This window comes from Mycobacterium sp. 852014-52144_SCH5372336 (assembly GCF_001665615.1).
In the GTDB taxonomy this organism is placed as follows: Bacteria; Actinomycetota; Actinomycetes; order Mycobacteriales; family Mycobacteriaceae; genus Mycobacterium; species Mycobacterium neumannii_A.
On sequence record NZ_LZSW01000065.1, the window covers coordinates 1 to 24337 of the forward strand.

The 24337-nt window shown below is 66.5% G+C and carries 29 protein-coding genes; 19 read left to right on the forward strand and 10 right to left on the reverse strand.

The window, feature by feature from the left end; translation table 11 throughout:
* Nucleotides 1-184 precede the first annotated feature (184 nt).
* Nucleotides 185-919, reverse strand: a complete 735-nt coding sequence (locus A5759_RS23465; protein ID WP_068201651.1) for a glucose 1-dehydrogenase — start codon at nt 917-919, stop codon at nt 185-187.
* 77 nt (nt 920-996) lie between these two features.
* Here A5759_RS23465 and A5759_RS23470 point away from each other — a divergent pair, with 77 nt between their 5' ends.
* The 4 genes from A5759_RS23470 to A5759_RS23485 all read left to right on the forward strand — a co-directional run bounded on the left by A5759_RS23470 (nt 997) and on the right by A5759_RS23485 (nt 4478).
* Nucleotides 997-2073 (forward strand): diacylglycerol kinase, encoded by a 1077-nt coding sequence (locus A5759_RS23470; RefSeq protein ID WP_068201652.1) that lies wholly within the window; start codon nt 997-999, stop codon nt 2071-2073.
* A 12-nt stretch (nt 2074-2085) separates the two neighbouring features.
* The gene (locus A5759_RS23475) at nt 2086-2862 is read left to right on the forward strand and encodes an HAD family phosphatase (RefSeq protein WP_068201653.1); all 777 of its coding nucleotides are present in this window, start codon (nt 2086-2088) and stop codon (nt 2860-2862) included.
* Nucleotides 2863-2943: 81 nt separating this feature from the next.
* Nucleotides 2944-3300 carry a VOC family protein gene (locus A5759_RS23480; RefSeq protein ID WP_231984730.1) on the forward strand — a complete coding sequence of 119 codons (357 nt, stop codon included), beginning with the start codon at nt 2944-2946 and terminating at the stop codon, nt 3298-3300.
* Between the two features lie 44 nt (nt 3301-3344).
* Nucleotides 3345-4478 carry a nitronate monooxygenase gene (locus tag A5759_RS23485; protein ID WP_068201657.1) on the forward strand — a complete coding sequence of 378 codons (1134 nt, stop codon included), beginning with the start codon at nt 3345-3347 and terminating at the stop codon, nt 4476-4478.
* Nucleotides 4479-4523: 45 nt separating this feature from the next.
* On the opposite strand, the gene A5759_RS23490 is transcribed toward A5759_RS23485, so the two are convergent.
* Complete coding sequence (locus A5759_RS23490; RefSeq protein ID WP_197506189.1) at nt 4524-5075, reverse strand: TetR/AcrR family transcriptional regulator; 552 nt, start codon at nt 5073-5075, stop codon at nt 4524-4526.
* A gap of 57 nt (nt 5076-5132) precedes the next feature.
* Between A5759_RS23490 and A5759_RS23495 the strand changes: the two genes are divergently transcribed.
* Both A5759_RS23495 and A5759_RS23500 read left to right on the forward strand, forming a co-directional pair.
* Nucleotides 5133-5750 carry a DUF2867 domain-containing protein gene (locus tag A5759_RS23495; RefSeq protein ID WP_064427740.1) on the forward strand — a complete coding sequence of 206 codons (618 nt, stop codon included), beginning with the start codon at nt 5133-5135 and terminating at the stop codon, nt 5748-5750.
* Entirely contained in the window at nt 5747-6307 is a 561-nt protein-coding gene (locus A5759_RS23500) for a hypothetical protein (RefSeq protein WP_174522745.1), read from the forward strand. The genes A5759_RS23495 and A5759_RS23500 overlap by 4 nt, the downstream gene beginning before the upstream one ends.
* On the opposite strand, the gene A5759_RS25755 is transcribed toward A5759_RS23500, so the two are convergent.
* Nucleotides 6223-6798, reverse strand: a complete 576-nt coding sequence (locus A5759_RS25755; RefSeq protein WP_064427739.1) for a hypothetical protein — start codon at nt 6796-6798, stop codon at nt 6223-6225. The genes A5759_RS23500 and A5759_RS25755 overlap by 85 nt on opposite strands.
* A 250-nt stretch (nt 6799-7048) precedes the next feature.
* Between A5759_RS25755 and A5759_RS23505 the strand changes: the two genes are divergently transcribed.
* Nucleotides 7049-8338 (forward strand): cytochrome P450, encoded by a 1290-nt coding sequence (locus tag A5759_RS23505; RefSeq protein ID WP_064418642.1) that lies wholly within the window; start codon nt 7049-7051, stop codon nt 8336-8338.
* A gap of 235 nt (nt 8339-8573) precedes the next feature.
* Here A5759_RS23505 and A5759_RS23510 read toward each other — a convergent pair whose 3' ends face one another.
* Nucleotides 8574-8861: a hypothetical protein gene (locus A5759_RS23510; protein WP_064418641.1), complete on the reverse strand. Its 288-nt coding sequence runs from the start codon at nt 8859-8861 to the stop codon at nt 8574-8576.
* Nucleotides 8862-8972: 111 nt separating this feature from the next.
* Between A5759_RS23510 and A5759_RS23515 the strand changes: the two genes are divergently transcribed.
* From A5759_RS23515 to A5759_RS23535, 5 genes are all read left to right on the forward strand, one after another.
* Nucleotides 8973-9749 carry a helix-turn-helix transcriptional regulator gene (locus A5759_RS23515; protein WP_064427751.1) on the forward strand — a complete coding sequence of 259 codons (777 nt, stop codon included), beginning with the start codon at nt 8973-8975 and terminating at the stop codon, nt 9747-9749.
* Between the two features lie 200 nt (nt 9750-9949).
* Nucleotides 9950-10369 (forward strand): lipoprotein LpqH, encoded by a 420-nt coding sequence (locus tag A5759_RS23520; RefSeq protein WP_064425708.1) that lies wholly within the window; start codon nt 9950-9952, stop codon nt 10367-10369.
* Nucleotides 10370-10380: 11 nt separating this feature from the next.
* Complete coding sequence (locus A5759_RS23525; protein ID WP_064418638.1) at nt 10381-10752, forward strand: nuclear transport factor 2 family protein; 372 nt, start codon at nt 10381-10383, stop codon at nt 10750-10752.
* Nucleotides 10753-10804: 52 nt separating this feature from the next.
* Nucleotides 10805-11527, forward strand: coding sequence for a FadR/GntR family transcriptional regulator (locus A5759_RS23530; RefSeq protein WP_064393777.1), 723 nt, complete (start codon nt 10805-10807; stop codon nt 11525-11527).
* On the forward strand, nt 11524-12213 hold the full coding sequence (locus tag A5759_RS23535; protein WP_064393776.1) for a sterol desaturase family protein: 690 nt from the start codon (nt 11524-11526) through the stop codon (nt 12211-12213). The genes A5759_RS23530 and A5759_RS23535 overlap by 4 nt, the downstream gene beginning before the upstream one ends.
* On the opposite strand, the gene A5759_RS23540 is transcribed toward A5759_RS23535, so the two are convergent.
* Nucleotides 12210-12941 carry a L,D-transpeptidase family protein gene (locus A5759_RS23540; protein ID WP_068201664.1) on the reverse strand — a complete coding sequence of 244 codons (732 nt, stop codon included), beginning with the start codon at nt 12939-12941 and terminating at the stop codon, nt 12210-12212. The two genes, A5759_RS23535 and A5759_RS23540, sit on opposite strands and share 4 nt — an antisense overlap.
* A gap of 328 nt (nt 12942-13269) precedes the next feature.
* Nucleotides 13270-14655 carry a hypothetical protein gene (locus A5759_RS23545; protein WP_082962259.1) on the reverse strand — a complete coding sequence of 462 codons (1386 nt, stop codon included), beginning with the start codon at nt 14653-14655 and terminating at the stop codon, nt 13270-13272.
* 221 nt (nt 14656-14876) lie between these two features.
* Between A5759_RS23545 and A5759_RS23550 the strand changes: the two genes are divergently transcribed.
* Nucleotides 14877-16343, forward strand: coding sequence for a peptide MFS transporter (locus A5759_RS23550; RefSeq protein ID WP_068201666.1), 1467 nt, complete (start codon nt 14877-14879; stop codon nt 16341-16343).
* A gap of 19 nt (nt 16344-16362) precedes the next feature.
* Here A5759_RS23550 and A5759_RS23555 read toward each other — a convergent pair whose 3' ends face one another.
* A complete protein-coding gene (locus A5759_RS23555; protein WP_068201668.1) occupies nt 16363-17313 on the reverse strand; it encodes a threonine/serine dehydratase in 951 nt (316 codons plus the stop codon).
* A gap of 44 nt (nt 17314-17357) precedes the next feature.
* On the opposite strand from A5759_RS23555, the gene A5759_RS23560 reads away from it, so the two are divergent.
* The 3 genes from A5759_RS23560 to A5759_RS23570 all read left to right on the forward strand — a co-directional run bounded on the left by A5759_RS23560 (nt 17358) and on the right by A5759_RS23570 (nt 20022).
* Entirely contained in the window at nt 17358-17735 is a 378-nt protein-coding gene (locus tag A5759_RS23560) for a thiol-disulfide oxidoreductase DCC family protein (protein ID WP_064418632.1), read from the forward strand.
* 215 nt (nt 17736-17950) lie between these two features.
* Nucleotides 17951-19786 (forward strand): MFS transporter, encoded by a 1836-nt coding sequence (locus A5759_RS23565; RefSeq protein ID WP_068201670.1) that lies wholly within the window; start codon nt 17951-17953, stop codon nt 19784-19786.
* Nucleotides 19783-20022, forward strand: coding sequence for a DUF1660 family phage protein (locus A5759_RS23570; RefSeq protein WP_064418630.1), 240 nt, complete (start codon nt 19783-19785; stop codon nt 20020-20022). Before A5759_RS23565 ends, A5759_RS23570 begins: the two co-directional genes overlap by 4 nt.
* Here the strand turns inward: A5759_RS23570 and A5759_RS23575 are convergent.
* Nucleotides 20019-20906: a cyclopropane mycolic acid synthase family methyltransferase gene (locus A5759_RS23575; RefSeq protein ID WP_064393768.1), complete on the reverse strand. Its 888-nt coding sequence runs from the start codon at nt 20904-20906 to the stop codon at nt 20019-20021. The two genes, A5759_RS23570 and A5759_RS23575, sit on opposite strands and share 4 nt — an antisense overlap.
* Nucleotides 20907-21104: 198 nt before the next feature.
* Here A5759_RS23575 and A5759_RS23580 point away from each other — a divergent pair, with 198 nt between their 5' ends.
* Together A5759_RS23580 and A5759_RS23585 are read left to right on the forward strand one after the other, a co-directional pair.
* A complete protein-coding gene (locus A5759_RS23580) occupies nt 21105-21314 on the forward strand; it encodes a hypothetical protein (RefSeq protein ID WP_064418629.1) in 210 nt (69 codons plus the stop codon).
* Nucleotides 21315-21381: 67 nt separating this feature from the next.
* Nucleotides 21382-21726 (forward strand): hypothetical protein, encoded by a 345-nt coding sequence (locus A5759_RS23585; RefSeq protein WP_064393766.1) that lies wholly within the window; start codon nt 21382-21384, stop codon nt 21724-21726.
* Nucleotides 21727-21744: 18 nt separating this feature from the next.
* Here the strand turns inward: A5759_RS23585 and A5759_RS23590 are convergent, their stop codons facing one another.
* Entirely contained in the window at nt 21745-22626 is an 882-nt protein-coding gene (locus A5759_RS23590) for a TIGR03854 family LLM class F420-dependent oxidoreductase (RefSeq protein WP_064394152.1), read from the reverse strand.
* A 118-nt stretch (nt 22627-22744) separates the two neighbouring features.
* Between A5759_RS23590 and A5759_RS23595 the strand changes: the two genes are divergently transcribed.
* Nucleotides 22745-23185, forward strand: a complete 441-nt coding sequence (locus A5759_RS23595; RefSeq protein WP_369816266.1) for an SRPBCC family protein — start codon at nt 22745-22747, stop codon at nt 23183-23185.
* 25 nt (nt 23186-23210) lie between these two features.
* On the opposite strand, the gene A5759_RS23600 is transcribed toward A5759_RS23595, so the two are convergent.
* Entirely contained in the window at nt 23211-24170 is a 960-nt protein-coding gene (locus tag A5759_RS23600; RefSeq protein ID WP_064418627.1) for an alpha/beta hydrolase, read from the reverse strand.
* Nucleotides 24171-24337 lie beyond the last annotated feature (167 nt).

A 24337-nucleotide genomic window follows, 5' to 3' on the forward strand; every position in this document is an offset into this window, starting at 1 on the left:
GATGTGTATAAGAGACAGGCGACACACCCCTCGCCGACTAGACCCCTGGCCGAGTAGACCCCTCGCCGACTGGACCCCTGGCCGAGTAGATCCCTCGCCGAGTGTGGGGTTATGTCACGCTCGCGGCGCGGAAGACGTGCGGGTAACCCACGTTCGGCGCCCTCGGGAGGAGGCGGCGCCAGATCTACTTGTGCGGGACGTCGTTGGTGAGGCCGCCGTCCATGACGTACTCGGCGCCGGTCGAGTATCGGGACTCGTCGCTGGCCAGGAACACCACGAACGTGGCGACCTCCTCGGGCTGACCGGGGCGGCCCAGCGGTATCCGCAGCATGTTGTCCGGGAAGTGTTTGGTCATCGGGGTGCGGATGAAGCCGGGGTGCACCGAGTTGACGCGGATGTTGTGCGGGCCGAGTTCCAGCGCCGCCGACTTCGTCAGCCCGCGCACCGCCCATTTGGAGGCGACGTACGGGTGCACCATCACTGCGCCGCGCAACCCCTCGATCGACGAGATGTTGATGATCGACCCGCCGCCCGCGGCCTTCATCGCCTCGACCGAATGCTGCATGCCGAGAAAGGTGCCGGTGAGGTTGACGTCGATGACCTTCTGCCACTTGGCCATGTCGAATTGGCCGATCATGCCCAGCGCCACGGTGCCCGCGTTGTTGACCAACACGTTGAGCTTGCCGAACTCGTTGACGGCGGTGGCGACGGCGGCCTCCCACTGGTCGGCCTGGGTGACGTCGAGGTGGACATAGCGGGCCGCGTCACCGATCTCCTCGGCCAGCGCCTTACCCTTCTCATCGAGGATGTCGCCGATCACCACCTTGGCGCCCTCGGCAACCAGTGCACGGGCATCGGCCGCGCCCATCCCCTGCGCTCCGCCACTGATCAGAGCCACCTTGTCGTCCACACGTCCCATGGGGCGTCAGGCTACCGCACCCCGCGCGGAACTAGAACCTGTTCCAATTTTGCTGGCCACCACGCATACTGCTGGCCATGGCTATTCGTGTGGCGCTCATCGGAACCGGCAACTGCGGCAGCCTCGCACTGAAGCAACTCATCGACGATGCGCGGTTCGATCTCACCGGCGTCTGGGTCTCGTCGGAGGCCAAGGTGGGCAAGGACGCCGGCGAGTGGGCCGGCCTCGACGTCACCACCGGCGTGACCGCGGTCGGTGATCTCGACGCGATCATCGCCGGCGCACCGCAGTGCGTCGTCTACTGCGCGATGGGCGACACCCGGCTGCCCGACGCGATGGCCGACGTTCGCAAGATCCTCGCGGCGGGCATCGACGTCGTCGGCTCCGGTCTCGGAGTGTTGCAATACCCGTGGCAGGTGATCCCCGACAAATACATCCAGCGCATCGAAGACGCTGCGCGAGAGGGTAATTCGACGGTCTTCATGACCGGCGTCGACCCGGGCTTCGTGACCGACCTGCTCCCCTTCGCGCTCGCCGGGACGTGTCAGAGCATCGAACAGATCCGCACGATGGAGATCGCCGACTACGCGAGCTATGACGGCGCCACCGTCATGTTCGACGTGATGGGTTTCGGCAACGAGATCGGTGACCTCCCAATGCTGTACCAGCCGGGGGTGCTGAGCATTGCCTGGGGCACCGCGATCCGGCAGCTCGCCGCGGGTCTGGGCATCGAGGTCGATGAGATCAAAGACTCCGTCGAACAGGAGCCTGCCCCCGAGGACTTCGACGTCGCGGTCGGCACGATCAAGAAGGGCACGGTAGCCGCCGTGCGCTTCTTGATCGAGGGCATGGTCAAAGGCCGGCCGGCGATCGTCGTCGAGCACGTCACCCGGTTGCGCGGCGACCTGCGACCGGATTGGGCCCAACCCGCACAGCCGGGCGGTTCGTACCGCGTCGAGATCACCGGCGAACCGTCCTATGTCATGGACATCTGCCCGACCAGTCGCAACGGCGACCACAACTACGCAGCGATCCTGGCTGCGGCCGGCCGCATCGTCAACGCGATTCCGGACGTGGTGGCGGCCGCGCCGGGGATCCGGACCACTTTGGACATGCCGCTCGTGACGGGCAAGGGACTGTACTCGGCTCAGTAGGCTGACGAGGTTATGAGCCTGCAGCCGGCGATACCCGAACGCGTGGACGCGGTAGCCGAAGTCGCCGCGAGCCCGCAGGGCCCCCGCGTCGGAGCGTTCTTCGACCTTGACGGCACGCTGGTCGACGGCTTCACGGCCACGGCACACGCCGCCGACCGCATCCGTCGCAGACAGGCGCGCATCGGCGAGGTTCTCGGTGTGGTCGAAGCGTCGCTGCGATACCGGTTGGGCCGCATGCAATTCGAGCGACTTCTCACCCGCGCGGCCGGTTATCTACGCGGCGAGTCCCTGGCCGAACTCGACGAGCTCGGCGAGCGGCTCTTCGTCGAACGGGTGGCGGCGCGCGTGTTCCCCTACATGCACGAGATCGTCCAAGCCCACCAGCAGCGCGGTCACACCGTCGTGCTCAGCAGCTCGGCGCTGACCATCCACGCCGAGCCCGTCGCCCGGTTCACCGGGATCGACCACGTGTTGTGCAACCACTTCGAGGTCGACGAAGCCGGCCTCCTCACCGGCCGGATCGCCAAGCCCGTCATCTGGGGAGCCAACAAATCGACCGCGGTGCAGCGTTTCTGCGAGGCCAATGATGTTGAGCTGCAACGTAGCTACTTCTACGCCGACGGCGACGAGGACTCGGTGTTGATGGCTCTTCTCGGCAATCCGCGGCCGGTGAACCCGCGCCCCGGGCTCGCCGCGATGGCGGCCGAACGCGGATGGCCGGTGTTGCAGGTCGAGGGGGCGAGCAACCGTAGGCGGGTGTCGTTCCGGCGGTTGATCGGTTACGACTGACTGCATGCGTTGAGACTGTCGTTTATGACGGATTTCGCTCGAATCCCGTCATAACGCTGAATCTCGGCGAAGGATTGGGCCGTGGCTGGGAAGTTCAACGACATCGCCGCCGTTGTCGCCACCGGCGACTTTGTGGCCGCCCGGTCCTGGTACTGCGAGGTCATGGGGCGCGGCCCCGACCTCGAGCCGATCGAGGGCGTCGCCGAGTGGCAGATCACTGCGACGGCCTGGCTGCAGCTCATGGAGGACCACGCGCGGGCCGGGCGATCGGCGGTCCGGATCGGTGTCGACGACCTCGACGCGCAGACCGCCGAGTTGGCGAAGCTGGGTGTCGAGACCGGAGAGGTCGTCGTGATCGCCGACCTGGTGAAGGTCCTCGACGTCGCCGACCCGGACGGCAACGAGGTCTCTTTCGTGCAAGACCTCGGCGCGTACTAAACTAGAACACGTTTCAATTTGAGCGGTGACACCAAGGAGCAGGCATGCGCACCCCGATCTGTAACGACCTCGGCATCGAGTACCCGATCTTCGCGTTCACCCACTGCCGCGACGTGGTGGTCGCCGTGAGCAAGGCCGGCGGTTTCGGCGTGCTCGGCGCCGTCGGATACACCCCGGAACAGCTCGAGATCGAGCTCAAGTGGATCGACGAGAACATCGGAGACCACCCGTACGGCGTGGACATCGTGATCCCGAACAAGTACGAGGGCATGGACTCCGCCGATATGGATCCGGAGGTGCTCAAGAAGACGCTCAACGATCTCGTCCCGCAGGAGCACATCGACTTCGCCAAGAAGATCCTCTCCGAGCACGGCGTCCCGGTCGACCACAGCGACGACGACGCGTTGCAACTGCTCGGCTGGACCGAGGCCACCGCCACCCCGCAGGTGGAGGTCGCGCTGCGGCATCCGAAGTGCACGTTGATCGCCAATGCGCTCGGGACTCCCCCCGCCGACATGATCAAGCACATCCACGACGAAGGCCGTAAGGTCGCCGCGCTGTGCGGGTCGCCGTCGCAGGCGCGCAAACACGCCGACGCCGGGGTGGACATCATCATCGCCCAGGGCGGCGAAGCCGGCGGGCACTGCGGCGAGATCGGCTCGATCGTGCTGTGGCCGCAGGTCGTCAAGGAGGTCGCACCGTTGCCCGTGCTGGCCGCCGGCGGCATCGGCAGCGGCGAGCAGATCGCTGCCGCGCTGGCGCTCGGGACGCAAGGTGCCTGGACGGGTTCGCAGTGGGTGATGGTCGAAGAGTCGGAGAACACCCCGGTTCAGCACGCCGCGTACGTCAAGGCCACCAGCAAGGACACCGTGCGCAGCCGGTCGTTCACCGGAAAGCCCGCCCGGATGCTGCGCAACGAGTGGACCGAGGCGTGGGAGGATCCCAACAACCCCAAGCCGCTCGGAATGCCGTTGCAGTACATGGTTTCCGGGATGGCGGTGGCCGCCACCCACAAGTACCCGAACGAGTCCGTCGACGTGGCGTTCAACCCGATCGGTCAGGTCGTCGGGCAGTTCAGCAAGGTCGAGAAGACCGCGACGGTAATCGAGCGCTGGGTGCAGGAGTACCTCGAGGCGACCGGCAGGCTCGACGAGATCAACGAGGCCGCCTCGGTCTGATTTCGGTGCGGTTCGCTGCGCTGAGCGCGACAAGCGACACCGAAATCACTCGGTGAGAAGTCGCTGCGTGGCCCGTTCCACCACTTCGCGTCTGGTCAGTGCGCCGTGGTCGGCGGCGATGAAGTGACCTCCGATCGCCAGTGCGAAAGCGAGCATGGCGCGGGCCTCGACGTCGGCGGCGTCGTCGACGAAAGTGCCGATGAGAGTACGCAGATACTTCATCCGTCGGTTGTCGACACGACGAAGGCGCCGAGCCACCGCGCGATCGCGGCGGGCCCAGTCACGCACCGCCAGGTCGACCGGGAGGAGCTCTTTGGAGAACGTGAGCAGGCCCGCCTTGCGGACCTTCGCTCTGGCGTCGCCACCCTCGGACTCCACACGTGCGAGCACATCGTCGGTGCTCCGCCGTTCCCACGACTCCAACAGTGCGTCGAGGAAGTCCTGCCGATTGGTGAAGTGCCAATAGAAGCCGCCACGCGTGACGCCCAACGCTTTGGCGAGTAAATCCACCCGAACGGCGTCCGGCCCACCCGCTGCCAACGCCTCGAGTCCGGCGTCGATCCACCCGTTCCGTGGTGTGCGGATTTGAGCGACCATTCCTATCCCCTTCGTTCGGACCTTGACGGCGTTACGAATTCAAGCATACAGTGATGTATGTTTGGCGCTGAGCGGCTCAACAGCAGCGAGCATGTCGCTCGGCCCTGGCGGATCCACGAAATCGCCGAGGGCTTCGAGGTTCTCGACGTCTGGGCGTTGCCGACACCGGGACGGCGCGATGACTTCGACGAACTCGTGACGCTGTGGCGCACATTCGATCCCGCGCGGACCTCCCCCGTCGTGCGCTTTCTGTTCGCCACCCGGTGGGCGCTGGGCAGGTTGTTCGCGCTCGACACGCCAGAGGCGAGCACGGGGGTACGCGTCCCTACCCTGCGAGACCGGCTCATTCCCGAATTACGAGAAACTGCAACGAAACTCGCTGTTGATCACGCCCATTTTCAGCCCCTGTATCGCATCGACGACGAGTTCGCGATGGAGATCGCCAATCGAACCGTTCACGGGGTGCTGCACGTCGGCTGGGCCGTTGACGCCACGGGTGTTTACCGCGCGCAGATGGCGGTGCTGGTCCGGCCCAACGGGGTGATGGGCCGGATGTATTTGCGCGCGATCGCTCCCGTCCGTCACCTGGTCGTCTACCCGCTGATGCTGCGCGACATCGGCCGACTGTGGCGCAGCAGGCCGGGTGCGACACGACACGAAGGCAGTGAACCATGACGAGAAGCCACGCCTCCGATCGTCGTGTTCGGCAGATCTCTCCACCCGAAGCGTTGCTCACCGCGAGCGCACTCGGGCGCATCGACTACGCCGACGCGTTCGAGGTCGACACCGAGCATCCACCCGAGCGCAGCGCCGAAGAATGGCTGCGGACAGTTTTGGAGGACGCTCCGCTGCACACCAGGATCCGGCTGTTGTCGGCGTGGTCGGCGATCGGGCTCAAGCTGCGGACGCCGGGTTCGGCCGGGTCGATACTCGGGTGGGACATCCGCGCCCGCGACGCCGATCTCGTGGTGGTCGGGACCCACTCACGGATCGGGATGCCGGCAGAACTGGTCCTGCGTCGCGAGCACGGCGGATTGCTGTTCGCGACGCTCGTCCGTCACAACAATGCCTTCGTGCGGGCTGTGTGGGCCACGATCGAGACGTCGCACGTCCAAACGGTCCGGTCGCTTCTCGAACGAGCCCGCCGCTATGGCGCGGGTGCCGGTGGAGTAGGCGCGGGCGGTGCGGGCGCTGTCGCGGGCGCGGGCGATGCGGGTGCGACCGGAACGTAGGGTCCGGGGTTCTGGTCCGGAATCGGCGTGTTCATGCCGCGCTGTGCGAGACCCATGATCAACGCTTCCTTACCGCTGATCTCATGCCTCTGGACGGCGTACCACAAGTCCTTCAGGTAGCTGACGTTCGGGCTCTCGTTTCCTCGGCCGGTCGGGTCCAGCACGGTCCCCGGCGGCAGCGCCTCCGGGCTCGCGAGATGCGGGACGGGCTCGGGCGGGGTGGCCGGTGCTTCGGCTTCTTCAGGCGCGGGCGGCGGTGCCGCGGGCGCAGGGCGCATCAACGCCAAGGGATCCGGGGCGGCTGCCGGTTGTGGGGCGGGCGCCGGCGCAGCGGCTTCCAGAACCGGTGCGCTGCTGGGCGCTGCGGGCGGCGGCGGCGGAGGAACCGGCGCGGCAGGTTCGGCGAGGGTCTGCGGCGCAGTGGCCATGAGTGCCGCTGCGATTGCCGCGCCAAGCAGCGAAAGCTTCTTCGGGTTGATGACGATCCTCACCGCTGCCCCCTTCCCGGGTTACCGCCGAAAGACCGGAGCACGGTCCTTCGACGGCGTCACTGTTGGTTCGAACAGTTTCGCAGAATTGTTACAGGAGTGCTCGTCGTGACGAAGAGGTCAATTTCCGCGCCGCAGAGAACACGTTCCACTTCTCTTTTCGTTGGACTTTCCCGAACCCGCCTCACCAGCCCTTGACCGTGGTGTAGCAAGGCGGTGAGGGCACTAGACGACGTCATAGAGGGATGCAGCCATGCCGACTCCGAACCTTCCGCCCGGATTCGATTTCACCGATCCAGATATCTACGCCGAACGCCTGCCGGTCGACGAACTCGCCGAGCTACGGAAGGTGGCGCCGATCTGGTGGAACGAACAGACGAAAGGAAACCTGGCCTTCGGGGACGACGGTTTCTGGGTGGTCACCAAGCACAAGGACGTCAAGGAGATCTCGCGACGCAGCGACGTCTTCTCCAGTAACAAGAAGACCGCGCTTCCCCGCTATCGTGACGAGGCCGATCCCGAATCGCTCGAGGGCGGCAAGGTTGTCCTGCTCAATCAGGACGCCCCGCACCATACGCATCTGCGCAAAATCGTCTCGCGTGCGTTCACCCCGCGCGCGGTCGAATCCCTGCGCGCCGAACTTCGCGAGCGCGCGGCCAAGATCGTCAAGGCGGCCGCCGCCGAGGGCTCCGGCGACTTCGTCGAGCAGGTATCGGCCGAGCTTCCACTGCAGGCGATCGCGGGGCTGATGGGTGTGCCGCAGGAAGATCGGATGAAGCTGTTCCATTGGTCGAATCAGATGGTGGGCGATCAGGATCCGGAGTACACCCGCAACGACCCCACCGCCGCTTCGGTAGAGCTGATCATGTACGGCATGCAGATGGCCGCGGAGCGCAGCAAGAACCCGGGCGAGGATCTGGTCACCAAGCTCGTGCAGGCCGACGTCGAGGGGCACAAACTCACGGACGACGAGTTCGGCTTCTTCGTCATCCTGCTGGCGGTGGCGGGCAACGAGACGACGCGGAACTCGATCACCCAAGGCATGATGGCGTTCACCGAATTCCCCGACCAGTGGGAGCTTTTCAAGCGGGAACGACCCGTCACCGCCGCCGACGAGATCGTGCGCTGGGCCACCCCAGTGACGTCGTTTCAGCGCACCGCGCTCGAGGACACCGAGCTGTCCGGTGTGAGGATCAAGAAGGGCGACCGGGTTGTCATGTTCTACCGGTCGGCCAATTTCGACGAAGAGGTCTTCGACGACCCCTACACCTTCAACATCCTGCGAGATCCCAACCCGCACGTGGGATTCGGCGGTACGGGTGCGCACTACTGCATCGGTGCGAACCTGGCCCGTATGACGATCGACCTCATCTTCAACGCGATCGCCGACGAGATGCCGAACCTGCGGCCGCTGAGCCCACCCGAACGGCTCCGGTCCGGCTGGCTCAACGGCATCAAACACTGGCAAGTCGACTACGTCGGCGCGGACACGGCCGTCAGTGGTCGGGCGCCGGTCGGCGCCCGTAGCGAGCCCGCGCCGTGACGCCGTCCCCCGATCGGTGGACACACCTTTCCACCGGGGAAGGGTCCGATCGGCGGACGCGCCGGGTCGCAGCGCATCGATACCGTCAGTTCGGCACCTGAAAGAGACGGGTGTCTGGTTCCACCCGGACGGGATCGACTACCAAGCCGGGTCTTGTTCGCAAGACCGGACCGTGAGTTGTCCATCGGGGGCATGCCTTACCCCACGGTCTGTCCCGTCCGGGCCCCACTGCGTATCAGTAGTCGATGATCGAGCGCCAGTACTCCTCCGGTATCTCGCCGTTCGACTTCAGCACCAGGGCCAGACCGGTCGCCATCGCGATGCCGAGCAGGCCCAGCCATAACCCGAAGACGCCGATGGCGATCCAGAGCGCGGTGGTGACGGCAGGCCACGGCGACAGCATCACCAGCACGGGCGCGAAGAAGAAGCCGGCACCGATGTACCACGCCGACCCGGCGCGGTCGGAGATCAGCACGAAACGCAGCCACCGCGGGATGGGCGTCGTCGCGGGTAGCGCTGCCATGATTGCCTCCTTCTGTTCGATGGCACTGACAACGCTGCTCTCCTGAGGTAACCGGCGCAATTACCTACCAGGTAGTGGCCCGGGCGCGTGGGGGCGGCCACACTGGCCACCATGACCTCCGCGGCTGTGCAGACCCAGACGTTCGGTGCGCTGTTGAAGCAGTGGCGTGGTCGCCGTCGGCTCAGCCAGCTTGATCTCGCCGTCGCCGCCGATGTGTCGCCCCGGCACGTCAGCTTCATCGAGACCGGACGATCCACGCCGAGCCGGACGATGGTGCTGCGGCTGGCCGAGGTGCTCGACGTGCCGCGTCGTGAGCAGAACCAGCTGTTGATGGCGGCAGGTTTGGCGCCGGTGCACCCCGAGCGGTCCCTCGATGACCCGGACATGGCCGCAGTCCGGGCCGGTATCGATCGAGTCCTGTTCGCCTACAACCCTTTTCCGTGTGTCGTGGTGGACCGCCGATGGCAGATCGTGCGGGCCAACGAGGGTGCCGGCGTGCTGATGGACGGTGTCGCACCAGAACTGCTCGAACGACCGAACGCACTGCGCATCGCCTTGCATCCCGACGGCCTGGCGCCGAGGATCAGAAACCTCGCGCAGTGGCGGCATCACCTCATCGAGCGCCTTCGGCGTGAGGTCGCGGTCAGCGGCTCCGATGAGCTGTCGTCGCTCTTGGCTGAAATCGACTCCTACCCCGGCGGTTCCGACGGCTCATCGGAGCTGGGCAGCGTGGCGGTACCGCTCGAGCTCGCCACACCCGACGGGCGCCTGTTGAGCTTCCTGTCCACCGTGACGACGTTCGGCACCGCGCTCGACCTCACCGCCGCCGAGCTCTCGATCGAGGCGTTCCTGCCCGCTGACGACGCCACCGCCGCCGCTTTGCGGTGAGAACCGGCGATTATCGGATCCTGGAGGGCATCTCGATCGCCGCGTTCATCGGCGCGACCAACCGGATCGGCATCGCGCTGTCGGTCCCGCCCATTTCCGGGTACACGGGTATCCCCGGCCGCCGAGGGCCGGAACACGCCGGACCGGTAGTCGACCGAACCGCGCATATGCGGCCGCAAACACCAATAGAGTCTGGCGTCATGGACATCCGACTCGTTGCGGCGGCCGCGGTCATTCTCGGTGCCGGGGTCGCGGGCTGCTCCACACCGCCCGCGGCACTCGGTGGGACGACCGCGAAGGTAACCATCAACGGCGAGAGCACAGGTGGACCGCACGCCGTGTCGTGCACCCAGTCCGGGTGGCTGTGGACGATCGAGACCCCCGATGAGAACAAAGGCTTCACGGCCAGCGTCGGCACCGGAGACAAGGTCACCGTCGAATCGGTGACCTTCCACGACTTCGGCGGCTTCACCGGCAACTTCTGGCAGGGGAACATCGGCGAGGCCGAGGTCGAGGGTGACGGCGGCACGTTCACCATCACCGGGTCGGCGGATGGTTCGTTCACCGACAACCCGAGTAACGCGGTGACGGCCACCTTCCGCATCGAAGCCAACTGCTGAGGGTCTGCGTCGTGCATGAATTTCGTCGGGCGGTCGAGTCCGGGGATCTCGACGCCGTCATCGCGCTGTGCCGCGACGACATCGTGTTCCGCAGCCCCGTCGTCTTCACGCCATACGAGGGGCGCGATGCGCTGCGAACGATCCTCGCGGCGGTGATGGAGGTCTTCGAGGATTTCCGTTACGTCCGTGAGATCGGAGCGGCCGACGCCCGGGACCACGCGCTGGTGTTCCAGGCGAAAGTCGGCGACAAGGACATCGAAGGCTGCGATTTCGTTCGAACCGATGAGGATGGGGCCATCAGCGAGCTCACCGTGATGGTGCGCCCGTTGTCGGCGACCCTGAGCCTGGCCGAGACGATGAAGGAGCGGTTGGCGGGAGCCTGATCCACTGGTCTGACCACTTGACCTCTGTCCGGTCCGGTGGCACGCTGGCCACATGGCCCTGCAACCGGTTAATCGGCGCTCCGTGCCCGAGGACGTGTTCGAACAGATCGTGTCCGAGGTGCTCAGCGGGCAGATGCAACCCGGCGAGTCCCTGCCCAGCGAGCGCAGGCTGGCCGAGGTCCTCGGCGTCTCCCGGCCCGCCGTTCGGGAGGCGCTCAAGCGACTCACCGCAGCAGGCCTGGTCGAGGTGCGGCAGGGTGACGCAACCACCGTGCGCGACTTTCGGCGCCACGCGGGTCTGGATCTTCTTCCGCGGCTGCTCATTCGAGCCGGCGAACTCGACCTGTCCGTCGTCAGGAGCATCCTGGAGACGCGGTTGCACAACGGGCCCAAGGTCGCCGAACTGGCCGCCGAACGCAGCGGTCCCGCTCTGGCTGAAGCGCTCGATCAGACACTGCGAGATCTGGACACCGAGGACGATCCCGTCGCGCAGCAACGCCATGCCCTGGCCTTCTGGGACCACATCGTCGACGGGGCCGACTCGATCGCGTTCCGGCTGATGTACAACACGCTGCGAGCCACCTACGAACCCGCGCTTCCCGCCCTGGCCACCGTGATGGCCGCAGAGGTCGGAAGGCCACACGCATACCGCGAGTTGGCCGACGCGATCACCGCACACGATCCGTCGCGCGCCCGGCGGGCCGCCCAGGACCTCCTCGAACCGGCGACCGCTGCGCTACTGGACGCTCTCGACAATCTGAAGGATCAACGATGACCACGACCGCACGGCGCGCACGCAAGGACTTCACGCTCACCGATGCGCTGCGCCAATTCTGGAAACACCCCTCCCCCTGGATGATCGGCGCCACCCTCGTCGCCGCGGTGATAGCCCGTATCGCTGTCGGCGACTGGCAGCTCACCGATGCGATGGTGCCGGTGGTGATGCTCGCGTTGTTTCCGTTCTTCGAGTGGATCATCCACGTCTTCGTTCTGCACTGGAAGCCGAAACGGCTGGGCTCGTTGACGGTCGACCCGCTGCTGGCGCGAGAGCACCGCGCGCACCACAGCGATCCGCGCGACGTTCCGTTGATCTTCATCCCGTGGAAGTCGTTGGCCACGTGGGTGTTGCCGTTGACGGTCGCGGTCGGACTCTTGGCGTTCCCGCGGTTGGGTATGGGGCTGACATACCTCGTCTGTATCGGAACTCTCGGGCTGGTCTACGAGTGGACGCACTACCTGATCCACAGCGACTACAAACCGAAAACCGCTCTGTATCGCGCGATCTGGCGCAACCACCGGCATCATCACTTCAAGAACGAGCACTACTGGTTCACCGTGACCAGTTCGGGAACTGCCGACAGGGTGCTCGGCACCTGTCCCGACCCGGCCGCGGTGCAGAACTCACCGACCGTGAAGAACCTGCATGCCGATGCGCAATTGGTCGGTGCGCCCGGCGATTAAGCCTGGACGATGACCGGGTCGCCGATGCTCACCATGTCGTAGTACCACGCCGCGTTGTCCGGACTGAGATTGATGCAGCCGTGGCTCACGTTCTCGTACCCCTGCGATCCCGTCGACCAGGGTGCCGAGTGCACGTACACGCCGCCCCAGTTGATGCGGACGGCGTAGTAGACGGTGAGCTTGTAGCCTTCGGGATCGTCCAGCGGAATGCCGATGGTGCGGGAATCCATGATCACCGGGCTCTGCTTCTCGAGCACCGTGAACGATCCCTTGGGTGTCGCGAAGCCCGGCTTGCCCATCGATGCGGGCATCTCACGCATGGTTTCGCCGTCGACGCTGACGGTGAAGGTATGGGCGTCGATGTCGGCGACCGCGAGCACCTCCGAGCCGGTCTGGAAGTTGGCCTTGGCATCGCCCGCCATCACGGTGATGGTGGAATGTGCCGGAAAGAACTTCTCTGGAGTCCACTGCAGCACACGGTCATCGGGCCAGGCGAAGGTTCCCTGCTGGGTTCCGAGCGGCATCGTCGGCGCGGAGACACCGAACGTGCGCTCAGCGGCCGCCCGGTCGGCGATGGGCTGCTTGAACGTCACCGTGATCGGGTGCGCCACACCGACCGTCTGGCCGGCAGGCTGAATGCTGGCTACTGCGTTCGGTGTTGCGATGCCCGCTGAACTAGTCGGGGCGGAGACCACGGCGAGCACCGCGAGGCTCGCCACCGCGAGCATATTTCGTAGCTTCAGCACACTTTTATCCTAATTCGTCTCGTGGAGTTCCCCGGGCAATCGCAAGGCGGGCTCGCGCGCGCATGTCGCAGCACGGGCGGATACCCACTCCCCACGCTTATCGAACGCGCTGCTCAGAACGTTTCATACCGGATCGGCCTCGGACGAGGTCGTGATTCGGTTGGCGGCTGGCAAATCCCCGCCGAAGACGGGTTCAGTGCCCCCAGCACACCATCGGTTCGCGGTTCGGCAACCGGGTCGGGCCATCCTGATCGCTGCGATAGCCGTTATGCGGGTGGCGTCCCGGATTGTCGGGTAGACCCTCGGCGAGTCACCCGGGCGGCAGCGGTGCGGGTTCCGGGGCCGGGGGTGCGACGTCCACGGGCGGCGCAGCGGCGACCGCCTCGGGCGGTGGCGGAGGCAGCGGCGCCCTCGGCGGTGGAGCCAACGCGGGATCGACGGGCGGAGGTGCCGGTGCCTGTTGGAGCGCGGGGTCGTTGTCGCCGACGTCGGAGAACCGGTCCCTGATCCGCTGCAACCAGCCTCGGCGCTCGGGCACCGGAGTGGGCTCGGCAGGCACCAGACCGGGCGCCATCGATTCCGGCGGCAGCGCCGGCGCTCCCGGCGCCGGCGCTCCCGGCGCCGGCGCGACGGGCGCCGGTGCGACGGGCGCTTCAGGTGGCGGTGCGGCGGGCAGCGGATCCTCCACCGCTGCGGGGACGTCGACGACGGCCACGGGCGGTTCCTCCGGCGGCACCGGAATCGCGGCCGGCGGCGGCGCGGGTGGTGCCGCGGGCACAGGCGTAACGGCCGGGCGGGGCGCGGGCGCTGCCGCGATGTCGGGCGACGATTTCGCGGCCGGGTTCGGCTCGGCGGGCGTGGTGTCCTTGCCCGGCGCCAGTTGCATGCTGATCGCCGCCGAGACCGATACGACGAATGTGACCGTCCCCGCGGCCAGCATGGCCAGCGGCCCGGTATGTGCGGGCTGTCGTCGAGGCCGCCTGCCTGCGCGCTCGAGCGGCTGCTCGGTCTCGAACGCCGGCGGACCGCTGTCGGCCGCCGCGAGCGCAGCGCCGCGCGCCAAGGCCAACTCGGCTTCGGCGGGCGCGAACACCGGCACCGACAACACGGTCTCCAGCCGGGGCATGATCGCGTCCAGATCCGCGCCCGACCCCACCAGCACCAACGCCTCGGGCCGCCAGTCGACCCGGGTGAACACCGTGTTCAACCAGCGGATCAACGATTCTTCGCTGTCGATCGAGTGGCTGACCGCGGTCTGCACGGCCCCCTCGCGGGTGTTGACGACCAGCGCAATGACCGCGTCGTACTCGATCACGCACACCGCGGTGACCTCGTTGCCGATCAACTCGGCCACACCCCACGCCAAGGCCTCCGACGCGTCAGGCAGTTGCACCGCCACCGCGTTGTCGAACCCGCATTCGCGCAGCGATCGAAGGAGCAGCGACGCTTCGGCTTGGGCGTCGTCGCTCCACGTCACACCGATGGTGTGCAACCGGTGACCGCGGCTGGCGGCAAGCGCTTCGGTGCGCAGCACCGCGGCTGCGGCCTCATCGGAAGCGTGTCGCGGAGACGACCGGCGGGTCGGCAGGATCTCAATGGCTTCGCGGTCGACGGTTGCGCCGTCGGCTCCCTGCCCTTCGACGAGGACAAGACCGACGGCCGACGGTGTCACCGACAAGCCGAGTACGGCGTCCACTCATACCCCTTCGGACGTCCACTTACCGGGGTGACCGTAACAGCACGGCGCAGCGCCGACTCCCCGGGGAGTGGCCGCTGCGGTGAAAGCTGCTGCCACAGGCCAGAATCGAAATGTGCTGTGCCGCTGAACCTCCTGCAAAAGAAGGCCGAACAGCTTTGCCGGGTCGATTGTTCGCTATCGGGCGCGGCGCACGCGTCGCCGTGGCAATGTGAAGACCCATGGCAGGAGTCCAGCAGGCGCAGGGCGGGCCCAGCGGTCGCACGGTACTCGGTCACCCGATCGGCTTGGCGAACCTGTTCGGAGTGGAGCTGTGGGAGCGGTTCTCCTTCTACGGGATGCTGACGATCCTTGGCTACTACCTCTATTACTCGGTGACCGAGGGCGGCCTCGGGCTCCCGCAGAGCACCGCCACCGGCATCGTCGGCGCGTACGGCGGACTGGTCTACCTGTCGACCGTGCTCGGCGGTTGGATCGCTGACCGGGTCCTGGGCATGGAGCGCACCGTCTTCCACGGCGGCGTCGTGGTGATGTTCGGTCACATCGCCCTGGCCGTCATCCCCGACCTGGCGGGTGTGACCGTCGGGCTGGTGCTCGTCGCTCTCGGTTCGGGGGCGCTGAAGGCCAACGCGTCGTCCCTACTCGGCACGCTCTACGCCAAGGGTGACCCGCGCTGCGACGGCGGATTCACGTTGTTCTATCTCGGTATCAACCTCGGCGCCTTCGTCGGTCCGCTCATCACCGGGTTGCTGCAGACCCACGTCGGCTTCCACTACGGATTCGGCGCCGCCGCGATCGGAATGGCCTTGGGCCTGGCACAGTACGTCGTCTTCCGTCGAAATCTTGGCGACCACGGCCGTCACATACCGAATCCCCTGCCGCGCAGCGCAATCGGTCGGCTGGCGGCCATCGCGCTGGCGGGAGCGGTGGTCATCTGGGTGGTGTTCGCGACGGGCTTGGTGACGCTGGCGAACCTGTCACATGTCACGACTGGCATCCTGGTCGCGGCGTCGGTGACTTATTTCGCCGTGATGCTGAGAAGCGCCAACGTCACGACCGTCGAACGCGTCAGGGTGCGCGCGTTCATCCCGCTGTTCGTGGCGAACGCCGTGTTCTGGTCGCTGTTCCAGCAGATCTTCACCGTGCTCGCCGTGTACTCCGACGAGCGAATGAACTGGTCTATCTTCGGATGGACCGCGCCGTCGAACTGGATCGGTTCCATCGAACCGGTGTGGATCATCACGCTGTCACCGCTGTTCGCGGCGATGTGGACCAGGCTCGGCGACCGCGCCCCGACCACCCCGCGCAAGTTCGCGTACGGCGTGATCGGAATGGGCGTGGCGTTCCTGCTGTTTCTGCCGATGGCGGGCACGACCGGCCGCGCGGTGCCCGCGCTGTACATCGTCGGTGTGATGGCGGTGTTCGCGATCAGCGAGCTGATGCTGTCACCGATCGGATTGTCGGCGACCACAAAGCTTGCGCCCGAGGCGTTCCGGGCCCAGATGATGGCGCTGTACTTCTTCTCGGTCGGTATCGGCACGGCGATGTCCGGTGTGTTGGCCGGTTACTACAAGGCGACGCACGAGTTCGCTTACTTCGGGATCATCGGTGCGGTCGCGGTAGCCGCCGGTGTGGTGGTGTTCGCGCTCGCGCCGTGGATCAGCCGCCATATGGAGGGGGTTCATTGATCGCGGCGTCCCCGCACGCCTAGCCGGCCAGAATCTCCTGCAACAGGGCGGGTTCGATGTTGCCGCCGGAGAGGACGACGACCGTTCGGCCCGCCGGGCTCGGCCCTTTACGGTAGGCGGCCAGCGCGACCGCCCCGCTCGGTTCGCTCACCAGGTGTGCACGTTGAGCGAGTTCGCGTACCGCCGAACGAATTTCGTCTTCGGTCACGGTGACGACGTCATCGAGCACCCGTTGCAGGTGGGCGAACGTCAATTCGGAAGGTTGCGAGCGTAACCCGTCGGCGATGGTGCGGTTGCGGTCCTCGATGGACCAGTCGACGCGATGTCCGACGCTCAGGCTCTGGGCGGTGTCGGCGGCCAGTTCCGGTTCGACCCCGATCGCCTTGGCATTCGGGCACATCGCCTTGATCGCCGTCCCGATCCCCGAGGCGAGGCCGCCGCCGCTGACGGGTATCAGGACGGTGTCGACGCTCGGCAGATCCTCGGCGATCTCCAGCCCGATCGTGCCCTGGCCGGCGATGATGTCGGGGTGGTCGAACGGCGGTATCAGGACACCGCCGGTCTCCTCGACGACCTCGGCGGCGACCCGTTCCCGTTGTCCCGCACCGCACAACACCACCGTCGCCCCATGGCTTCGAGTGGCCGCCACCTTCACATCCGGTGTCTCCTGCGGCATCACGATGTGGGCGGGTATCGCGTACACCGCCGCCGCGTAGGCCACCGCCTGCGCGTGGTTCCCGCTCGAATATGCCACCACTCCCCTGGTGCGTACGGATTCGTCGAGGTGGCCGATCGCATTGAACGCACCCCGCACCTTGAAAGCCCCGATCGACTGCAGGCTCTCGGGCTTGACCCACAACGGCCGATCGTCGTCACCGGCCCACGGGGCGGGAAGCAGCGGTGTGCGCAGCACGAAGGCCCGGATCCGCGCGGCCGCCTGTTCGATGTCGTCGAGCGTCACCAATTCCACCCCACCAGTGTGCACCGCAGGGAATCCGGAGAGACAATGGCGATATGGCTGGAACCTTGTTCTTCGACGGCAACTGCGGGATGTGCACCCGCGCCGTCTACTTCATCCTGAAGATGAACCGAACGGGTGGTCTGCGAACCGCGCCGCTGCAGGGCGAGGGCGTCGCCGAGCGATTGGGCATCCCCCAGTCACAGATCCTCGACGCCGCGCGGTGGCACGACCGGTCCGGCGATGTGTACGACGGCGCACAGGCGGTGAACGCCGCGGTGGCGGCCGCGTTGGGAACCCGGATCCCGCTTCTCGTGTACCGGATCCCGGGGATCCGTGCGTTGCAGGACGCGGTGTACCGGTATGTCGCCAGTCATCGCCACCGCTTCCCGGGTACGACGCCGTACTGCGAATCGCATCCTGTCGGCTGTTGACGCCGATGCGGCCGCCTCGGCTGCGTTGCACCGCGGCCGCGGGTTCCTCGAGGCCGGCCGGCTCACCGCGGTCGGATTCAAGCACGACCGATGGCTTGACACGCTGCTCCTTCAGCGAAGCCTCCTCGCCTGAGGGAGACTTCGGCCGCCTCCGGATGTTTTTCGGCAAGTTGGGTACTCCCTAGCCGATTGGGCCACGGTCGAGGAGGCTGCCGATGAGTTCTGGGGTGCAAACCGGCACGATCACCACGCAGGTTCCGAGCCGGTTGGATCGGTTGCCGTGGTCGCGATTCCACTGGCGCGTCGTCATCGGACTCGGTGCGGTGTGGATCCTCGACGGCCTCGAGGTCACCATGGTCGGCAACGTCGCCTCTCGGTTGACCGAGAGCGGCAGCGGGATCGAGTTGACCGCAGGTGAAATCGGTATCGCCGCCGCGATTTACATCACCGGCGCATGCCTGGGTGCGCTGTTCTTCGGGCAGCTCACCGACCGGCTCGGCCGCAAGAAGCTGTTCCTGCTCACCCTCGCGGTCTACCTCGCCGCCACGGTGGCAACGGCTTTCGCGTTCGCGCCGTGGTACTTCTACATAGCGCGGTTCTTCACCGGCGCGGGTATCGGCGGTGAATACGCCGCGATCAACTCCGCAATCGACGAGTTGATCCCCGCGCGTGTCCGTGGCCGCGTCGACCTGATCATCAACGGTTCCTACTGGCTGGGCGCCGCCGGCGGTGCGGCAGGCGCACTGGTGCTGTTGAACACCGCGATCTTCCCGGCCGACATCGGTTGGCGCATCGCGTTCGGTATCGGCGCCGTCTTTGGCCTCGTGATTCTCGTCGTGCGGCGAAACGTCCCGGAAAGCCCGCGGTGGTTGTTCATTCACGGTCGCGAGGACGAAGCCGAACGCATCGTCGGCGAGATCGAGCGCGAGGTCGAACGCGAGACTGGGCAGACCCTCGAGGAACCCGAGGGCACGCTGACCGTGCGTCAGCGCAAGGCGATTCCCTTCCGGGAGATTGCCCACGTGGCCTTCACGAAGTATCCCCGCCGGGCCGTGCTCGGCCTCGCGCTGTTCATCGGGCAGGCGTTCCTCTACAACGCGTTCACGTTCAACCTGGGCACCCTGCTGAGTGGTTTCTACGATGTTGCGTCGGGCACCGTCCCGATCTTTTACGCGCTCTGGGCGTTGAGCAACTTCGCCGGCCCGATCCTGCTCGGCCGGTTCTTCGACACGATCGGCCGAAAACCGATGATCGCGTTCGCATATCTGGGTTCGGCGAGCGTGGCTGTGGCGCTGACCGTGCTGTTCGTGTCTCAGACGGGCGGGGTGTGGGTCTTCATGACCGTGCTCGGTGTGTGCTTCTTCCTCGCCTCATCGGGAGCCAGCGCCGCATATCTCACCGTCAGTGAGATTTTCCCCATGGAGACGCGGGCTTTGGCGATCGCGTTCTTCTACGCGGTCGGCACGGCCATCGGCGGTATCACCGGACCGCTACTGTTCGGCCAACTGATCGAATCCGGCGATCGCGGGCTCGTCGCGGTCAGCTTCCTGATCGGGGCGGCGGTGATGGCCGTCGGGGGCGTCGTCGAGCTGATATTCGGTGTGAAGGCCGAAGGTCAGAAACTCGAAGACCTCGCCATGCCGCTGACGACCGCCGACGAAGACGAGGAGAGGTCCGAAGCGCCTTCGGAGCGTGACGAGGAACGCGCGGCCCGCCAGGCGCGCATCGCCGAGCGCACCGAACGTGAGCGGGCAGCCAGCCAGGCGCGGCGCTACCGGCCCGGCCCGGCGGCGGGCTGGTATGGGGCATGGCGTGAGCCGCCGACGCCCGGTGTGCCCGAGTCGGCGCTCGACCACGAGATCGAAACCATCGCGCGCGCGGTGAGCGAGCACGAACCGATGTCCGTGCGTGAACTGCACAGGGCGGTCGGTGCGCGGTATTGGGGACCCGGCGAGTTCCGCAAGGCGATGCGGGCGGCGTTGGCGGAGAACCGAATCGCCCGACATCCCCGTGGCAAGGTCGGTATGCCACCGGAAACATCACAGCAATGACTTTGGGCTGCAGCATATTCGGGCACAATCCGACGTTCCGCGCTGATGGCCGCATCATGCGGTGGAAGTGCGAGCGGTGTGGTGAGGCGCAGGGCGCCAAGGAATACGCCACCGCCGAAGACGCGCACAGATACGCCAAAGCGTTCAACAAACGCGATACCGACGACCTCGGGAAGCGCGCGCCACTACTCGGCCTGCTGCCGTTGCGGCTGTGGCGGGCACTGCGTCGGCGTTAGCTCTTGGTCAGGGTGAACTGACAGACGTCGGTGTAGCCCTCGCGGAACAGGTCGGCGCAGCCGGTCAGGTACTTCATGTACCGGTCGTACACCTCTTCGGACTGAATCGCGATCGCCTCGTCCTTGTGGGCCTCGAGCGCGGCGCTCCAGTGGTCCAACGTGCGGGCGTAGTGCAACCGCAACGGCTGGACCAGGCCCACCTTGAATCCCGCTTGGGTCGCGTGCCTCTTGACCGCGACGGGCTGGGGCAGATCCCCGCCGGGGAAGATCTCGTCCATGATGAATTTGAAGAACCGGAGCTTGGTCATGGTCAGCGGCAGACCGCGCTCCGCGAACTCCTCATCGTCGGGCTTGACGATGGTGTGCAGCATCATCACTCCGTCGGCGGGCAGCGCGTCGTACGCCATCTTGAAGAACTCGGGGTAGCGGTCGCGGCCGAAGTGCTCGAACGCGCCGATCGACACGATGCGATCGACCGGTTCGTGGAACTGCTCCCAACCCTGGAGCAGGACCCGCTTGCTGCGGGGACTGTCGATGCCGTCGAGCACCTTCTGCACGTGGGCCTGCTGGTTCTTGCTCAGCGTCAGGCCCACCACGTTGACGTCGTAGCGCTCCAACGCCCGTTTGATCGTCCCGCCCCAACCGCATCCGATGTCGAGCAGCGTCATACCCGGTTGCAGGCCGAGCTTGCCCAGCGAAAGATCGATCTTGGCGAGCTGGGCTTCCTCGAGGGTCATGTCGTCGCGCTCGAAAAAGGCACAACTGTAGGTCTGTGTCGGGTCCAGGAACAGCCGGTAGAACTCGTCGGACAAGTCGTAGTGCGACTGCACATCCTCGAAATGCGGTGTGAGGTCCTGGGCGGTATCGGTGGATTTTTCTGGCACGGTCAGCCCCTGGCGTCGAATTGGGTCAGGTCGAAGCTCCGCACGGTTCGAGAGCCTCCCCCGTCGCAGGCAGTTTACGCACAGCACCTGGATGCAGCCGTCATTGCCCTGGTCAAGCGTGTGTATCGCCGCATGGCTGTCGTCCGCACTAAAGTTGGACCCCATACGGGTAACCCTCAACGAGAACGGAGACCGATCATGAGCACACCTGACGGCCTCGCGTTCGGCGATGCCATTCCCGAAGCCGACGTGGCGGACCAGCGCACCCCGGTGTACCCCGACGACCAGGACACCTGGCAGGACGCCTCGGCGATCTCCCGCGAACGCACGTGGGACGCCAACGAAGCTGATCTGGTCGATCAGGCGATCGAGGTGCCGATCCCCGACGACGACCTGCCGCTGGAATAACCCACCGCGTCGCGCCTCGTCGCGAGATCCGCTGCCCCGCTCGCCTGCGGGTAGTAAGCATGACGCCATGGATCTACGTCCGGAATTGCTCGAAAGCCTCGACTTCGATCCCAACGCCTCGCGTGTCTTCGGCGAGCCCTACGAGACAGCCGACGGCACCACCGTCCTCCCCGTCGCTGAAGTCCGCGGCCGAGCCAGGCGCGGCGGTGAGCCGAACGTCAAGGTGACGAGCAGGCCGGCCGGTGTGTTCGTCATCAAGGACGGCGATGCGGTATGGCGACCAGCGGTCGACGCGACCCGCATCACGCTGGCCGGAATCCTGGTCGGGCTGGTGACCTCAGCGCTCGCCGGGGTGGCGATGGTGCGACGCCCGCCCTGGCCCGACCTGTACGGCGACATCTCGTCGCGATGAGGCGGTGCACGGCGACGGTCAGTTCTGCCGTGGGAGCAGCTCAACGACGAACTGGTCGACGAATTCGGCCATCGCGATGCGCCCCGCTGGACGGATGACGAATTTGGTCAGGCCGGCGTCCAGGTAGGCGTCGAGTTGCCGGTGCAGCTGCGGCCAACCGTCGGCGATCAGCTCGGAGGGGTCGACATCGGGCCGGCGCCGGCTGATCGCCGCCAGCATCTGCGGCGACGCTGCGCCGTCGGCGACGGCCAGGTTGATGCCGAAGTGGTCCGGCTCGACCTCTCGCCCGGCATCCTCGGCCGCGCGCTGGATCGCCTGTCGGGCTCGACGCGCCTCGGCGGGAGTGACGAAGCTGCCGAGCCAACCGTCGCCCAGGCGGCCGATACGCCGGAACGCGGCGGGGGCCGACCCGCCCAGCCAGATGTCGAGCGGCTTGACGGGCCGGGGTGCCACCGCCGCCGACGAGACCGTGTAGTAGTCGCCGTCGAACGAGACGTCGTCGTGTTCGAGCACCGCACGAAGCAGCCGCAGCGCCTCGTCGAACACCGCGGCGCGCGCCCCGTCGGGCACCACGAAGATCTCGCGTTCTGCGGCGATGGCGGACCGCAACCCGAAGACCGGGAGCACCCGTTTGGGCGCTAACGCCGCGAGTGAGGCCAGCTGCTTGGCGACGAGCACCGGGTGCCGTCCCGGTAGCACCGCGACCGACGTACCGACCTTCAAGCTGCGGGTGCGCGCCAGAGCGAAAGCCATTCCGACGAACGGATCGACGGCCTCGGAGTACACGAGTTCGGAAAACCACAGCGAGTCGACGCCGGTGTCTTCCAGCTGGTCGACGATGTCCGGCAGCTGTTGCGGCCCGATGTCGGCGCCGAGCCCGATCCCGAATCGAATTTTCACGTCGCCGACATCGTACTTGCGCGTGCTTTCGGGGCGGCGTCGGTGCACGGGGCGCTAGGGTTCTCGAAAACGCTTGCCAGAGAGCGAGGAAACGGTGGACGGAGCGGTGACGGTGTCGATGGCGGCGCCGGCGGAGCGGATCTGGGACCTGATCGCCGACGTGCGAAACACCGGCAAATTCTCCCCCGAAGTCATGGAGGCCGAGTGGCTCGGTGGTGCCACCGGTCCCGCGCTGGGGGCCCGGTTCCGGGGCCACGTCAAACGTAACGAGATCGGGCCCGTCTACTGGACGACGTGTGAGGTGACGGCCTGCGAACCGAACCGGGAATTCGGCTTCGCGGTGCTCATTGGAGACAAGCCCGTGAACAACTGGCACTACCGGCTCACCCCCGTCGACGGCGGTACTGAGGTCACCGAGTCTTTCCGGCTCAACGACTCGCTGCTGATGAAGCTGTTCTCGGTGTTCGGAGGCCAGCTTCGGCGCAGGCGCAACATCCGCGACATGCGCAAGACGCTCGAGCGCATCAAGGCGGTGGTCGAGGCGCCCGAGGGTAGCTGAGCAGGAAACGTTGTCCGCCAGCGGATTACAGGCTGCGCAGGCGCCGGACGCGATCGCTGATCGCCCGCTGCGAGACGCCGGCGTTTCTGGCCAGGGCCTCGAACGCGTGGGGGCAACCCGGGTACACATGCAGTTCGGTGGGCACTCCGGCGTCGGCCAGTCGGGTCGCATAGGCGACGTCTTCCTTCCGGAAGATGTCGAGATCGCCCACGTCGATGTAGGTGTCGGGAAGTGCGCTCAGGTCCGTGGCTCGGGCAGGTGCCGCGTACGGCGACACGGAGGCCGATCCGGCGTCCTCACCCAACAGTGCGCCCCACCCGGTGGCGTTGTCGTCGTACGTCCACGTCAGGTACGGCAGCAGGCCGGGATCCGGTGTCCCGGGGCGGTCGTCGAGCATCGGATAGATCAGTAGCTGCTGTGCGACTGCCGGGCCGCCGCGGTCGCGCGCCAGCAGGCACACACCCGCGGCGAGGCCGCCGCCCGCGCTGTCGCCCATGACCGCGACCCGGTCGGGTTCGATGCCGAGCGTCGAAGCGTTGCCGGCCAGCCAGCACAGTGCCTCATAGCAGTCCTCGGCCGGTACGGGGTGCGGGTGTTCGGGAGCGACCCGGTAGTCGACCATCAGCATCGGCACCCCGGAGGCTGCTACGTAGTCCCGCACTGCGAGGTCGTAGAGGCTTCCGACGTGTTCAAGGCCGAAAATCATTCCGCCGCCGTGCAGGTACAGCGCGGCGCTGCCCGGCTGCTCCCCCGCCCGCTGATACCAGCCGAGCGCCAGCGTTGCCCCGTCATCGGTAGTCAGCGAGTGCCGCGTGACCTCCACGCCGGTGGCGGGCCCCCGTTGGCCCGCGACGGTGTCGAACATCCGGTGACCGTTGACGCGCCGTAAGTCGACATCGCCGACAGGGGCGGGGTCGACGTCGCCGACCGCGGCAAGCAGCGGTGCCATCTCCTCCAGCACTTGGGCGTCGATACCGAGGGGCATGCGGGCACACTATCGCGGCCCAGCGTGGTCGCGATGTGAGTTCGACGCATTGACTTTGCCTCGGACGTGATGTCGCTGCGGCATTGATTCCCTTGTGCTGCTTGACTTCTGGGAACCAACTGTCGGTTTGGCGAGGCGTACTCGAACCGCGTGAGACAGGATCTGCT